The sequence below is a fragment of the Streptomyces sp. NPDC060031 genome (assembly GCF_042736805.1).
Taxonomy (GTDB): domain Bacteria; phylum Actinomycetota; class Actinomycetes; order Streptomycetales; family Streptomycetaceae; genus Streptomyces.
In genome coordinates, this window is sequence record NZ_JBHWVM010000012.1 from 40,592 (window position 1) to 54,752 (window position 14,161).

Annotated in this window: 10 protein-coding genes; 1 reads left to right on the forward strand and 9 read right to left on the reverse strand. The window is 72.4% G+C overall.

Annotated features, from left to right (window positions below; translation table 11 throughout):
- Window positions 1-7: 7 nt before the first annotated feature.
- The 3 genes from ACFWB8_RS07680 to ACFWB8_RS07690 all read right to left on the reverse strand — a co-directional run bounded on the left by ACFWB8_RS07680 (window position 8) and on the right by ACFWB8_RS07690 (window position 4,371).
- On the reverse strand, window positions 8-1,600 hold the full coding sequence (locus ACFWB8_RS07680) for a cation acetate symporter (RefSeq protein WP_385223578.1): 1,593 nt from the start codon (window positions 1,598-1,600) through the stop codon (window positions 8-10).
- Complete coding sequence (locus ACFWB8_RS07685; protein WP_385223579.1) at window positions 1,597-2,097, reverse strand: DUF485 domain-containing protein; 501 nt, start codon at window positions 2,095-2,097, stop codon at window positions 1,597-1,599. Before ACFWB8_RS07685 ends, ACFWB8_RS07680 begins: the two co-directional genes overlap by 4 nt.
- A gap of 153 nt (window positions 2,098-2,250) precedes the next feature.
- Window positions 2,251-4,371 carry a type IIA DNA topoisomerase subunit B gene (locus ACFWB8_RS07690; RefSeq protein WP_385223580.1) on the reverse strand — a complete coding sequence of 707 codons (2,121 nt, stop codon included), beginning with the start codon at window positions 4,369-4,371 and terminating at the stop codon, window positions 2,251-2,253.
- Between the two features lie 444 nt (window positions 4,372-4,815).
- Here ACFWB8_RS07690 and ACFWB8_RS07695 point away from each other — a divergent pair, with 444 nt between their 5' ends.
- The gene (locus ACFWB8_RS07695; RefSeq protein WP_385223581.1) at window positions 4,816-5,052 is read left to right on the forward strand and encodes a hypothetical protein; all 237 of its coding nucleotides are present in this window, start codon (window positions 4,816-4,818) and stop codon (window positions 5,050-5,052) included.
- Between the two features lie 120 nt (window positions 5,053-5,172).
- Here ACFWB8_RS07695 and ACFWB8_RS07700 read toward each other — a convergent pair whose 3' ends face one another.
- From ACFWB8_RS07700 to ACFWB8_RS07725, 6 genes are all read right to left on the reverse strand, one after another.
- Complete coding sequence (locus ACFWB8_RS07700; RefSeq protein WP_385223582.1) at window positions 5,173-6,120, reverse strand: S1 family peptidase; 948 nt, start codon at window positions 6,118-6,120, stop codon at window positions 5,173-5,175.
- Window positions 6,121-6,285: 165 nt separating this feature from the next.
- Window positions 6,286-7,884 (reverse strand): RNA polymerase sigma factor, encoded by a 1,599-nt coding sequence (locus ACFWB8_RS07705; RefSeq protein ID WP_385223583.1) that lies wholly within the window; start codon window positions 7,882-7,884, stop codon window positions 6,286-6,288.
- A 425-nt stretch (window positions 7,885-8,309) separates the two neighbouring features.
- Window positions 8,310-9,251 carry a FadR/GntR family transcriptional regulator gene (locus tag ACFWB8_RS07710; protein ID WP_385223584.1) on the reverse strand — a complete coding sequence of 314 codons (942 nt, stop codon included), beginning with the start codon at window positions 9,249-9,251 and terminating at the stop codon, window positions 8,310-8,312.
- Between the two features lie 137 nt (window positions 9,252-9,388).
- Window positions 9,389-11,167, reverse strand: coding sequence for an ATP-binding cassette domain-containing protein (locus ACFWB8_RS07715; protein ID WP_385223585.1), 1,779 nt, complete (start codon window positions 11,165-11,167; stop codon window positions 9,389-9,391).
- A gap of 122 nt (window positions 11,168-11,289) precedes the next feature.
- A complete protein-coding gene (locus ACFWB8_RS07720; protein ID WP_385223586.1) occupies window positions 11,290-12,036 on the reverse strand; it encodes an NUDIX domain-containing protein in 747 nt (248 codons plus the stop codon).
- A gap of 132 nt (window positions 12,037-12,168) precedes the next feature.
- Window positions 12,169-14,151, reverse strand: coding sequence for a glycogen debranching N-terminal domain-containing protein (locus ACFWB8_RS07725; protein ID WP_385223587.1), 1,983 nt, complete (start codon window positions 14,149-14,151; stop codon window positions 12,169-12,171).
- Window positions 14,152-14,161 lie beyond the last annotated feature (10 nt).

Sequence of the window (14,161 nt, forward strand, 5' to 3'; positions counted from 1 at the left end):
CCGCCGCTCAGACCGCCCCGGCGCCGGTCAGGGAGCGGACCTCCGTCTCCGCGTGCTTCGCCTCGTCGGCGGGGTCCGCCGAGGTCACCGTGCCCAGCCAGCCCGCCAGGAAGCCCAGCGGGATCGAGACCAGGCCCGGGTTCTGGAGCGGGAAGTACCCGAAGTCCACGCCCGGGAAGAGGGATTCCGGACTGCCGGAGACCACCGGCGAGAGCGCCACCAGCACCACCGCCGGCACCAGGCCCCCGTACACCGACCAGACGGCGCCCCGGGTGGTGAAGCCGCGCCAGAACAGCGAGTACAGGAGCACCGGCAGATTCGCCGAGGCCGCCACCGCGAAGGCCAGCCCCACCAGGAACGCCACGTTCAGGTCCTGGGCGAGCAGTCCGAGGGCAATGGCCACGGCCCCGATGCCGCCGGCCGCCACCTTGGCCACCGCCACCTCACTGCGCTGCTTGGCGTGCCGGCGCTTGAGCGAGGCGTACAGGTCGTGCGCCACCGAGGCCGAGGAGGCGAGCGTGATCCCGGCGACCACCGCGAGGATGGTGGCGAAGGCGATGGCGGCCACGATGGCGAACAGCACCGCGCCCCCGGTGGATTCAGCGCCTCCGCCGAGGTACGCCGCGAGCAGCGGAACCGCCGTGTTCCCCGAGGCGTTGGAGGTGCGGACCTGGTCCGGCCCCAGCAGCGCCGCGGCCCCGAAGCCGAGCACGATGGTCATCAGGTAGAAGCCGCCGATCAGCGCGATCGCCCACACCACCGAGCGGCGGGCCGCCCGCGCGGTGGGCACCGTGTAGAAGCGGGACAGGATGTGCGGCAGCCCCGCCGTCCCGAGCACCAGCGCGAGCCCGAGGCTCATGAAGTCGAAGCGGGCCGTCCAGTCCCCGCCGTACTTGAGCCCGGGGCCCAGGAACCGCTGACCGTGCCCGCTGCGCTCGGCGGCGCTGCTGAGGAGCTGGTCGAAGTTCCCGTGGAAGCGGAGCAGCACCAGCACCGTCAGGGTGATCGCCCCGCCCATGAGCAGGACGGCCTTCACGATCTGGATCCAGGTGGTGGCCCGCATCCCGCCGAAGGACACGTACACCACCATCAGCGCACCGACCCCGATCACGGCCAGCGTCCGGGCGCCGGTCCCCGAGTTCCCGAGCAGCAGGCCCACCAGGCTGCCCGCGCCGACCATCTGCGCGACGAGGTACAACACGGAGACGACCACCGAGGAGGTCCCGGCGGCGATCCGGACCGGCCGCTCGCTCATCCGGGCGGCGACCACGTCGGCGAGGGTGAAGCGGCCGCAGTTGCGGACCAGTTCGGCCACGAGGAACAGCACCACGAGCCAGGCGACCAGGAAGCCCACCGAGTAGAGCATGCCGTCGTAGCCGAAGAGGGCGATCAGACCGGAGATGCCGAGGAAGGAGGCGGCCGACATGTAGTCGCCGGCGATGGCGAAACCGTTCTCCAGAGGGGAGAACAGCCGCCCGCCCGCATAGAACTCCTCCGCCGATCCGTGCCTGTTGCGGCTGACCCAGGTGGTGATGCCCAGGGTGACGGCGACGAAGGCGCTGAACAGGATCAGCGCGAGTGTCTGGTGTTCGGCGGTCACCGGCCGTCCCCCCGGGTCCGGGCGCGCTCGCCGACATCCGCCCGGCGGACCTGCTCCTGCTCGAAGACCGTCCAGCGCAGGTCGAGCGCGGCCCGGTCGCGGCGCAGCCGCGCGTGCCGGGCGTACGCCCAGGTCAGCAGGAAGGTGCTGAGGAACTGGCCGAGTCCCGCCAGCAGCGCCACGTTGACCGCGCCCGCCACGGGCCGGGCCATGAACCCGGGCGCCATGGTGGCGGCGCCCACGTAGGCGACGTACCAGAGGAAGAAACCGGCGGTGGCGGGGACGACGAACCTTCGGTAGCGGCTGCGGACCTCCTGGAAGGCGGCGCTGCGCTGCACTTCGAGGTAGATGTCTGACGCCCCGGGCGCCGGCCGGGCGCCGGGCATCGGGCGCGGCGGGGACGCTTCCTCGCCTTCGCCCCAGCCGACGGCCAGCGCGTCGTACCAGGGGTCGTCGAGCCGGATCGTTCCGGCATCGCGACATTCGTGCTTGTCCACCGAACTCTCCTTGTCCGCTGCCGCATTGGCCGCGTGCCCACAAGGATGTGCGGAATGGACGCTTTCCGGACGGGTGTCCCGGTGCTCTTCACTCCTTCAGGTGATGGAGCAAAGAGCACCGGTGTGCCGTCCAGGCCGCCCGGCTCCGCCGCGTCAGGCGTCGATGCGCGAACGGTCCAGGGTCGCCGCGGAGCTGGTGATGAACTCCTTGCGCGGGGCGACCTCATTGCCCATGAGCAGGTCGAAGACCGACTCGGCCGAGTCCAGATCGCCGATGTTGATGCGCCGCAGGGTCCGGAAGCGGGGGTCCATCGTGGTCTCCGCCAGCTGGTCCGCGTCCATCTCGCCGAGGCCCTTGTAGCGCTGGATCGAGTCCTTGTACCGGATGTTCTTGCGCTGGTACTCCAGCAGGGTCTGGCGCAGCTCGTTGTCCGAGTACGTGTAGACGTACTTGTCCTGGCCCTTCTTCGGCTGGACCAGCTCGATGCGGTGCAGCGGCGGCACGGCCGCGAAGACCCGCCCCGCCTCGACCATCGGACGCATGTACCGCTGGAAGAGCGTGAGCAGCAGGCAGCGGATGTGCGCGCCGTCCACATCGGCGTCGACGAGCAGGACGATCTTGCCGTACCGGGCGGCGTCGATGTCGAAGGTGCGGCCCGAGCCGGCTCCTATGACCTGGATGATCGCCCCGCACTCGGTGTTCTTGAGCATGTCCGAGACCGACGACTTCTGGACATTGAGGATCTTGCCGCGGATCGGCAGGAGCGCCTGGAATTCCGAATTGCGCGCGAGCTTGGCGGTGCCGAGGGCGGAGTCTCCCTCGACGATGAAGAGCTCGCTGCGCTCCACGTCGTCACTGCGGCAGTCGGCCAGCTTGGCGGGCAGCGAGGAGGACTCCAGGGCGGTCTTGCGCCGCTGCGCCTCCTTGTGCTGGCGGGCCGCGATCCGGGTCCGGGCGGCCGCGACGATCTTCTCCATCACGGCGCGGGCCTGCTGCTTGTCGTCCCGTTTCGTGGAGGTCAGGAAGGCCTTGAGCTCCTTGGCGACGACGGCCGCGACGATCCGGGTGGCCGCCGAGGTGCCGAGCACCTCCTTGGTCTGGCCCTCGAACTGCGGCTCGGCGAGGCGGACGGTGACGACCGCCGTCATGCCCTCCATCGCGTCGTCCTTGACCACGTCGTCCTCGGCCACGCGCAGCAGCTTCGCGGAGCGCAGCACCTCATTCACGGTCTTGGCGATCGAGCGCTCGAAGCCGGAGACGTGGGTACCGCCCTTGGGGGTGGCGATGATGTTCACGAAGGACTTGACGTTGGTCTCGTACCCCGTGCCCCAGCGCAGGGCGATGTCCACGCCGAGCTCGCGGGTGACCTCGGTCGGGGTCATGTGGCCGCGGTCGTCCAGGACCGGGACGGTCTCCTTGAAGGTGCCCGTGCCGGTCAGGCGCAGCACGTCGCAGACGGCCTTGTCCTGGGCGAGGTAGTCGCAGAACTCGCCGATGCCCCCGTCGTAGCGGAAGGTCTCCTCGGTCTTGCCGGCGCCTTCGAGGGCGCGCTCGTCGCGCACGACCAGGGTCAGGCCGGGGACCAGGAAGGCGGTCTGGCGGGCGCGCTGGTAGAGCGTCTCCAGGTTGAGCCGGGCGTCCTTCAGGAAGATCTGCCGGTCGGACCAGTAGCGGATCCGGGTGCCGGTCTTGCCCTTGGCGATCCGCTTGGCCTTGCGCAGGCCGTTGGCGGGGTCGAAGGGGCTTTCGGGGCCCTGCTCGGTGAACATGCCCGGGACGCCGCGGCGGAAGCTGATGGCGTGGGTCGAGCTGTTCCGGTCGACCTCGACGTCCAGGCGGGCGGAGAGGGCGTTGACCACGGAGGCGCCGACGCCGTGCAGGCCGCCGGAGGCGGCGTACGAGCCGCCTCCGAACTTTCCGCCGGCGTGCAGCTTGGTCATGACGACCTCGACGCCCGAGAGGCCGGTCTTGGGCTCGACGTCCACGGGGATGCCGCGGCCGTTGTCCCGGACCTCGACGGACGAGTCCTCGTGGAGGATCACCTCGATGTGGTCGCAGTACCCGCCCAGGGCCTCGTCGACGGAATTGTCGATGATCTCCCAGAGGCAGTGCATGAGGCCACGGCTGTCGGTGGACCCGATATACATGCCGGGGCGCTTGCGGACGGCCTCGAGGCCTTCGAGGACGAGCAGGTGCCGCGCGGTGTAGTTGGAGCCGTCCCGGTCTGCTCCGGTCAGCAGTGCGCTGGAAGGCACGGACGTGTCGGCGGTCACGCAGTTCGCTCCTCGCTGAATTTCTTTTCTGGCCCGGTCGGGCGCAGGGGTGGCTCGGTTGCCGGTCAGAGGGTACCGAGGCCTGGTAGAGCCGATGCAACGCCACCCTCGCGCTTCATCAGCCTAGTGCAGGCCCGCACGGGTGTTCGATCCCCCGTGGGAGTGAAGCAAACATCACGTTCCCTTCGACGCATGAACCATTTAGGGTTCGGGCACGTCCTCATGAACAACCGGCACTCAGCCGGGGAGGACGGAACTGCTACAAGCGAACGACTGACAACGCGAAACCGTAAAGCAACGCAATACGGCTCCTTCGCCGCCAACCGGCAGCAGCCGGCCAGCTTCGGAAGGAAGTTTCGAGGAAAAGCCGCGAGCGGGAACGTTTTCGGCCTGGTTGGATGTTGACCCTGGTACGACAGCTCGTCGAGCTAGAGAAGAGGCGACGTGACTACTGTTCTGACACCCGCGACCCCGCTGACGGCCGCTGACCGATGCGACCGTTGCGGCGCCCAGGCATATCTGCGCGTCGTCCTGCTGAGCGGCGGTGAACTGCTCTTCTGCGCCCACCACGGGCGTAAGTTCGAGCCGGAACTCAAGAAGATCGCCGCGGAAATACAGGATGAGACCGAGCGGCTCACGTCCGCTCCGACCGCGAATGCGGCCGACACCGAGGACCGCTGACACAAGGCCTATACCTCGCATCCGACGAGCCAGGACCGGCCAGGCCGGTCGACGGGCGGCACCCCTGAGACCCAGGGGGGCCGCCCGTCCTCATGTCCGGACACGTGTGCGAGCCCCGTCTCAGCGTCCGGACGTCGGCCGGTTTCCCGCGTACGGCGCCTTGACGGGCCCCTGTGCGGGTTGTAGGGGCGTCCCGGGCACCCCCCGGGCCTCCGGGCCGCTCGAGCCCTGAGAGCCCGTCTCCGAGCCGGTCACGAAGTCGGCCAGCGGCGCGATCCGCGTGTACACCCCCGGGCTGTCCGCGCGCCCGCAGCCGCGCCCCCAGGACACGACCCCGATGAGCCGCCCCAGGGCCACCAGCGGCCCGCCGCTGTCCCCCTGGCAGGCGTCCTTGCCGCCCTCCAGGTCCCCCGCGCACACCATCGACTCGGCCCGGTACTGGCCGTCGGCGTCCCCCGGGTAGGCCCGGCCACACACCTCGTCGGGCAGCACCGTCACCCGCGCGGCCCGCAGTGCGTACGCATAGTCACCGAATCCGCTCGTGTCGCCCCAGCCGTACACGGCGGCTTCCGTCCCCGCCGCGTACGCCGGATGCCCCGCCCCGGCCACGGGCAGGACGAAGTGCGCCGGCACGGGTTCTTCCAGTTCCAGTACGGCCAGGTCCCCGGCATTGCTCGCGGGGTCGTAGTCCGGGTTCACCCTGGCCGAGCGCACCGCGATCTCCCAGCCGTCGGTCGCCCTGAGCTCCGTACGCCCGGCGATCACCCGGAGGTCGGCGACGGACTCGACGGGGCCGCCCAGCACCTGGCGGCCCAGGCAGTGGGCCGCGGTCAGCACCTTGGTCGGGGCCACGACGACGCCCCCGCAGAACTGGCCGCCCCGCGTACCCCCGAACCGGTCACGGCTCGCGAGGGCCACCACCCAGGGGTTGTCGGCCGCCTTCACCGGCTTCCCGCCGATCACCACGCTGTCCGCGGCGGCTTGCGGCGCGCCGGCCAGCGGCGCCACCGCCGTGCCCGCCAACAGGGTCAGCGTGCCCGCCAGGACCTGGGCAAAGGGACGACGCATGAGGCCTCCTGACTCCGAGTGTGCATTGCTCCACCCAGAGTGGGATGCCCGGTGGTCGCGCGCACCCGCGCACGGCCACCGGGCACAGGGCCGAGCCACATGACCGCCGGCCGGACCCGGCCCGGCCCGTTCAGGTCGGTCCGGGTCGGTCCAGGTCGGTCCGGGTCAGTCCAGGTAGTCGCGCAGCACCTGGGAACGGGACGGGTGGCGCAGCTTCGACATGGTCTTGGACTCGATCTGGCGGATGCGCTCGCGCGTGACTCCGTAGACCTTGCCGATCTCGTCGAGGGTCTTGGGCTGCCCGTCCGTGAGGCCGAAGCGCATCGAGACCACGCCCGCCTCGCGCTCGCTCAGGGTGTCGAGCACCGAGTGCAGCTGCTCCTGCAGGAGGGTGAAGCTCACGGCGTCGGCCGGGACGACCGCCTCGGAGTCCTCGATGAGGTCGCCGAACTCGCTGTCGCCGTCCTCGCCGAGCGGGGTGTGCAGGGAGATCGGCTCGCGGCCGTACTTCTGGACCTCGATGACCTTCTCCGGGGTCATGTCGAGTTCCTTGGCCAGCTCCTCCGGGGTGGGCTCGCGGCCCAGGTCCTGGAGCATCTGGCGCTGGACGCGCGCCAGCTTGTTGATGACCTCGACCATGTGCACCGGGATGCGGATGGTGCGGGCCTGGTCGGCCATGGCGCGGGTGATCGCCTGGCGGATCCACCAGGTTGCGTACGTGGAGAACTTGTAGCCCTTGGTGTAGTCGAACTTCTCGACCGCGCGGATCAGACCGAGGTTGCCCTCCTGGATCAGGTCCAGGAAGAGCATGCCGCGGCCGGTGTAGCGCTTGGCCAGGGAGACCACGAGGCGGAGGTTGGCCTCCAGCAGGTGGTTCTTGGCCCGGCGGCCGTCCTCGGCGATGATCTCCAGCTCGCGCTTGAGCTTGGGCGCGAGCTTGTCGGAGTTGGCCAGCTTGTCCTCGGCGAACAGGCCCGCCTCGATCCGCTTGGCGAGCTCGACCTCCTGCTCGGCGTTGAGGAGCGGCACCTTGCCGATCTGCTTGAGGTAGTCCTTGACGGGGTCGGCGGTGGCGCCGGCCACGACGACCTGCTGGGCGGGGGCGTCGTCCTCGTCGTCGGAGATGACGAAGCCCTTGTTCTCCCCGCCCTCCTCTTCCTCGTCGGCTTCGGCCTTCGCGGCGTCGGGACCCTCGTCGGTGGTCTCCTCGTCGCCGTCGTCCGCGTCCTTCTTGGCGGTGGTCTTCTTCGCCGCCGTCTTCTTGGCCGCGGTCTTCTTCGCGGGTGCGGTCTTCTTGGCTGCCGTCTTCTTCGCCGCCGTCTTCTTGGCGGCGGGCTCGGTTCCGGGATCCTGCGCGAGAGCGTCCGCGGCCTGCGGGGCCAGCGGCTCGGACGCCGGGGCCGTGGTGTCGGCGCCGGCCAGGGTGTCGGCGGACGGAGCGGCCGCGGTCTGCTTCGCCGTCACGGTCTTGGTGGCCGTCCGCTTGGCGGGGCTCTTGGCTGCGACGCTCTTGCGGGTGGTGCGCTTGGGCGACTCCGCGGCACTGACCATCAGCGTCACACCCTCTTCCTCGAGGATCTGGTTGAGGCTGCGCAGAACATTCTTCCACTGGGTCGCAGGAATCTGGTCAGCCTCGAAGGCCCGACGCACGTCATCGCCGGCGATCTGCCCCTCGGCCTTGCCCCGCTCGATGAGCGCCATCACAGACTCGGATTCGGCGATCTCCGGCGGGAGCGTACGGGATGTGCTGGCCGACACGAACAACCTCTCGGAACGATGGAAACGGCTTCCGACCCCGGGCCTGGTGGTGCTGGACCGGAGCCGACGACCACCGACTGGGGATGGGCCGGGGGCGCGGGCAGGGGCCGGGGAGCTGTACAGCACCCACAAGGGCTGCTGTCTTCCCTCCGTCGGCCATCACCTCTTAGGTCATCGCGTGACCTCGCGGAGCGTTACGCCCAATCTTCGTGGCCCGAATCACACCGCGTTTGCGGCCATGCCGGTCATACGGTCACACAGGCGGGTCCGACGTCGGTCCTCCCCGCGTCCGACGCGGCCGAACAGGCCCGGCCGAGAGGGCCGGACGGCTCCCGCCGACAGGGGCTGCCGAGCGCCGGACGCCGGTGTCGCCGGACCCGACCGGGCCCGGCGACAGGTGGTGCACCCCCGCGCCCCCGCGCGTACGCCCGTCAGTGCTCGCGCGGGGCGGGAACCACGCGCTCGACCTCCGGATGCACCGTCAGGAGCTGGCGCATGGCACTCTCGGCGCCCGTCGCGTCGCCGGCGGCGAGCGCCTCGACCATGCGTGCGTGGTGCGCGACGGAGGTCTCACTGGGGCGGTCACAGGCGGTGATGGGGCTGCCGGAGACCTGGAGGGCGGAGGAGACGATGCCGGAGAGGTGCTCCAGCATGCGGTTGCCCGCGACCTGGATGAGCAGCGCGTGGAACTCGTGGTCGGCGCGCGCGAAGGTGATGGAGTCGCCCTGGCCGAGGGCGTGGCCCATGATCTCGACCATGTCGGCAAGGCGCTGCTGGATGTCGGGGCGGCCGTGGCCGGCGGCGAGGCGGGCGGCGAGCGGCTCGATGGTCCAGCGGAGCTCGCCCAGCTCGCGGCGCTGCTCGTCGCGCTGGGGCCCGAAGGCCCGCCACTCGATGATGTCGGGGTCGAGCAGGTTCCAGTCCGCGACCGGGCGGACCCGGGTGCCGACGTTGGGCCGGGCGCTGACGAGGCCCTTGGCCTCCAGGACCCGGAGGGATTCGCGGACGACCGTGCGGGAGACCTCGAAGCGCTGGCCGATCTCCTCGGGGACCAGCGGGCGGTCCGCGCCGAGGTCGCCGGAGACGATCATCTGGCCGAGCTGCTGGACGAGTTGGCCGTGCAGTCCGCGGCCGCGGCTGCCGGCCGCGCGGCGGCCGACCCGGCTCAACTCGACGTCGCCTCCGTCCCAGTGGGGCACTGCGACACGGTCGGTCCCGGGGGCCTCCGCGTAGGGGTAGCGGTCGAGTTCGCCCGGGCCGGCGATGCCGGAGTCGGCGTGGCGGGCGGCGGTCATCATGGTGTGCGCAAGGGTACTCACGAATCCTTTGTCGGTCGTGCCTCGATGACCCTTGAGGTCTTTGGTGAAAAGCACACGAAAGGGTGATCGGTGCCACCTACGCAATTGACGACTTATCGTAAAAAACCTGCCCTTTTAAGGGGAGTTGTGATCCGCTTCACCCGACACGAACGCCAACGACCTCATTGCGGACATCTCCGGCGCCGGAATGATCACCAACGGACCCTGCTGCGCAGTCCTGTGAACCCATAGGCGCACAACAGGACCATCAGCGACAACACCAGCGCGGCGCCAACGGGTTGAGCCATCACCCTCAGCGCGCCGAGCACGAGGCGGTCGGCCTCCGGCGGCCACTGCGCCCAGGCCACGCCGCGCAGCCGGGCGGCGAGTCCGCCCACCGGGTACGCAGACGGTCCGTCGAGCGCCTTGCGCACCAGCGGCACGACCGCCACCGGTACGGCCAGCACCGCGGCCAGTCCCGCCGCCGCGGACCGGAAGACGCCGGAGGCCAGCACCCCGGACCAGGCACAGCCGATGAGCAGCCCCGCCCAACTCGCGACCGGGGAGACCCATTCCACCGGGGAGCGCAGCGGGCCGCCGCCGAAGACCAGCTCGAGGGCGGCGGCGTCGGCGACGACGGCCAGGGCGCCGAGGAGCAGGGCGAGGGCGGCGCTGACCCCCAGCTTGGCGGTGAGCAGCCCCATCCGGCGCGGGACGGTTCCCCGGTCGGCGGCGAGCGCGGGGTAGCGGTACTCCTCGCCGAAGGCGAGCGCCCCGAGCAGCCCGGCGCCGAGGGCGGCGGGCGGCAGTGGGAGCAGCTCCGGCCAGGCGGCGAGCAGCCGGTTCTGCGGGGTCTGGCCGGCGCGGGCGAGGACCAGCGCGATGACGACGGAGACGGCGACCGCGAAGGCCGCGGTGAGGGCGGGCGTGGCGGTGCCGAAGACACGGTGCAGCTCGTAGCGGAGCGGCCGGAGCGGACCGCCGACCCGGCGCACCGCCGACTCGGACCGCCGGGGGCGGGGGCGGCTGTCACCGCTGTCGTCGCCGCTGCCGCCCGGGGCCCCGGCCTCTTCCCGGCCGCCGACCTCGGCCCGGGCGCGCGGGAGCGTAGGCGGCGCTCCGGCGTCACCGGTCTCGTCGGCGAGCTGGTGGACCAGGACGCCGTGCCGGAAGGCCGCCTCGCCGACCTCGGCGCAGTTGCTGCCGTACACCGACAGCCGGCTTCCGCTCTCTTCGACGATCTCCACCGCGCGCTGCGCGGCCCGTGCCTCGCGGCCCAGCACGTCGGCGAGCCGGGCGGCGTGCGGGGTGCGCACGGCCACCCGCGGCCGCAGCCGGGTGCGGGCGAACTCCGCGGCGTCCTGGTCGGCGACGAGCCGGCCCGCCTCGATGCTGACGACCCGGTCGGCGCTGCGGGCGGCTTCCTTCGCGTCGTCGGTGGTGAAGAGCACCGCGCCGCCCAGTGCGGCGTGGCCGCGCAGCAGTGCGTGCAGCCAGCCGCGCTCGCGGGGGGTGAGCCCGGCGCCCGGTTCGTCCAGGAGCAGCGTGCAGGGGTCGGCGAGCAGCGCCGCGGCCAGCCCGACCCGGCGCTCCATGCCGAGCGACAGCGATCCGAGCCGCTGGTCGCGCAGGCCCGCCAGGCCGACGACCTCCAGCATGGTGTCGGCCCGCGAAGCCGGCACCCCCGCGGCGGCGCACAGCATCCGCAGCTGGTTGCGCACGGTCCGAGCCGGGTTGCCGGGGAGGTCGCCGAGCAGCACACCGACCTCACGGCCGGGGTGCGGGATGCGGTGCAGCGGCCGGCCGCGGAAGTAGGTGACGCCGCGGCCCGGTTCCAGCTCGAGCATGAGCCGCAGTGCGGTGGTCTTGCCCGCGCCCGGTTCACCGAGGAGGGCGGTCACGTGCCCCGGGCGGGCCTCGAAGGTGAGGTCGTCCACGAGGGGCGGGAGGTCTCGACGGGGTGTGCTGGTGAGTCCGATGGCCTGGAGCATCGCTTCTCTCGCGGGATGTGAGACCGCTCTGCGGCAGTGTGAATACCGCAAACAAGATAACGCGATATGTCCGATTTTTAACGCAAGCGGTTCGGGAGTCCGCCCGTGTCGGTGGTGGAGCGTCAGACTTCCGGACGCAGCATCGGCGGATTGAGCAGGGTCGCGCCACCGGCCCGGAAGAGCTGGGCGGGGCGGCCGCCCTGACGGGTCGTCGTCCCTCCGGCCGGCACCAGGAACCCGGGAGTACCGGTGACCTTGCGGTGGAAGTTGCGGGGGTCGAGGGCGACGCCCCAGACGGCCTCGTAGACCCGGCGCAGCTCGCCGACGGTGAACTCCGGCGGGCAGAAGGCGGTGGCCAGGGAGGAGTACTCGATCTTCGAGCGGGCCCGCTCGACTCCGTCGGCGAGGATCCGCTCATGGTCGAAGGCGAGTCCTGCGGACGCCCCGTCGGTAGTGGCGAGGACCTCGTCGACGGGGGCCCAGCGCGCGCTGTTGGCGTCGCCGCCGGCCCGGGGCGCGGGCAGGTCCGGAGCCAGCACCAGGTGCGCCACGCTGACCACGCGCATCCGCGGATCGCGCTTCGGGTCGCCGTACGTCGCCAGCTGTTCGAGATGCGCCCCGTTGCCCGCGCCGGGCTCCGCCGGGTCGTGCGCGCACAGCCCGGTCTCCTCGGAGAGCTCGCGCGCGGCGGCCGCCGCCAGGTCCTCGTCCCCGCGCACGAAGCCTCCGGGCAGCGCCCAGCGCCCCTGGAACGGCTGCTCACCCCGCCGGACGACCAGCGCGCAGAGCGCGTGGCGCCGAACGGTGAGCACGACCAGGTCGACGGTGACGGCGAAGGGCGGAAAGGCCGACGGGTCGTAGGGCGACATGCCGCGATCATAGTCGTCTGCCTGACGATAAACAGAGCTTTGGTGATCCTGAACGCGGCGGCATACAACCTGGGGCCCGCCCGGCCGATCAGATCACCGAGCCCCGCCCGTGCCAGCCCTCCGGTCACCGCCCTAGACACCCAGTTGCAGCGCATCGGCCGCCTCCTCCACCATGCCGAGGCCGAGTCGGCTGACCCGCACGGCGAAGGGCTCACCCGAGACGCGCAGCCCCGACAGCCGCAGCGCGCCGAGCGGGGCGCCCGGGAGCGGGGCGAGGGCGACCGTGCCGGCCGGTGCGTCGGGGCGGATCCCGGCGAGGGCCGTCAGCACGTGGACGCCCGCGGCGGCCGCGACCGCCGCCGGGCGGCAGGCCGCCGGGTGCGGGAGCGGGGCGCTGCCGGCGGTGCGCTGCTCGGCCGCGTACATCTCCGGCAGCCGGTACCCGAAGCTCTCCGCCGCGTCGAGCAGCCCGCGGAGCAGCCCGGCGGCCTCCTTCTCGAAGCCCGCCTGCGCCAGGCCGGCCACCGCCACGGCGCTCTCGTACGCCCGTACCGCACCCGAGCGGTGGCCGAACGGGTTGTGCCCGGGCTCGCGGGTCGCCATGCTCCGCAGCCCCCATCCACAGTCCATGGCGGGAGCCCCGAGCAGCCGCGCGAGCTGCTCGGTACGGACCGGGTCCAGCAGCCCCGGCGCGAGCCGGCCGCCGCCGAGCAGCCCGGTGTCCAGCAGGTGCGCGGCGGCTCCCGTCAGCCGGGGCAGCGGGCGCCCGTCGGGGTGCAGGGCCGCGGCGGGCCGGCCGCCGTCCAGCCCGTCGACCCAGAACCCGGCCCGGAACCGCTCCCGCAGCTCGGCGGCCCACTCCCGCCACTCCTCGGCTCCGGGCCGGCCGCACCCGTCGAGCAGGTCGGCGCCGAGCAGGGCGGCCCGGTGGGCGTGGGCCTGGGTTTCGCAGCGGCGCGGCCCGGGATCGGGGTCGGCCAGGAACCCGTCCGCCCCCAGGGCCCCCCGCAGCCAGTCCAGGCACCGCTCGGCGGCCGGGAGAAGCCCGGCCACCTCCGCCTCGGGCATCCCCCATCGGCGGGCTTCGGCGAGCACCGCCGGGAAGGCGAGCGTCGCCTCGGTCCCGGTGCAGCTCGGCGGCAGCTGCGGTCCCGCCCCGCGCAGCGGCCCCGGAACCTTCCCCGCGTCGGATCCCCGGCCGCCGGTCTGGGTCCGGGCGAGGGTGCGCAGGGTGGCCGCGGCGAGCCCGGTGCCGAGCGGCAGCGCCATCCGGGCGGCCCACAGCGATTCCGCTGGGGCCAGGCCGAGGCGCCACGGCACCCCGGCCGCCGCGTAGGCGTCGGCCGGCTCCCGCAGGTCCCTCAGCAGCAGCGCACCGAGGTCGTCGACACTGGTCCGGAACCACGCTTCGGCCCTCGGGTCGTCACCCTCGGCGCGGGCATCGGCCAGCGGGTTGGCCACCTGCCCGGCGGGGGCCCGCGCACTGCGGCCCCGCGTGGTCCGCAGCTCGATCGTGCGGGACTCGCCGGGTGCCAGTTCGAGCTCCCAGCGCAGCAGCCCGGCCGAGGCGAGCGCGTCGTCCGGCGGCGGCTCGGCCGAGGTGACGGCCTGCTCCCGGCCGGTGCTCCAGCGCAGCCCGGCGGCATGCACCCCGGCGGGCAGCTCCGGCCCCGCCCGCCCGGCCGCCACGTCGGCCAGCTCCGCGAGGTCGGTGCCGAGCGAGACCTCCACGGGCAGCCGCAGCGGCCGGGCCGTGAAGCTGCGCAGGGTGATCCGCTCGGTTCCGTCCGCGTGCCGGACCCGCTCGACGCCGACATCGGGATCGGGGCCGGCCTCCGCTCCGGTGCGCACCGTGGCGGTGAAGGAGGCCCGGTCGGCGCCGAGGCTGCGCCCCTGGACGGCGACCGGATCCCGGCCGCCGACGCGCAGCACACAGCGGGAGAGCAGCCGACGGCCGGAGCGGTAGATCCCGTCGATCCCCCGCCCGGTGAGCTGACCGTGCTCCGGAGAGATGACCAGGCAGGGCGCGGCGAGACAGATCACGGCGCCGTGCACGGGCGGCAGGTCGGACCTGCGGGAGGGAGGTACACGGGCGGGGGGTACGGGGTGAGACATGCGTCGCCTT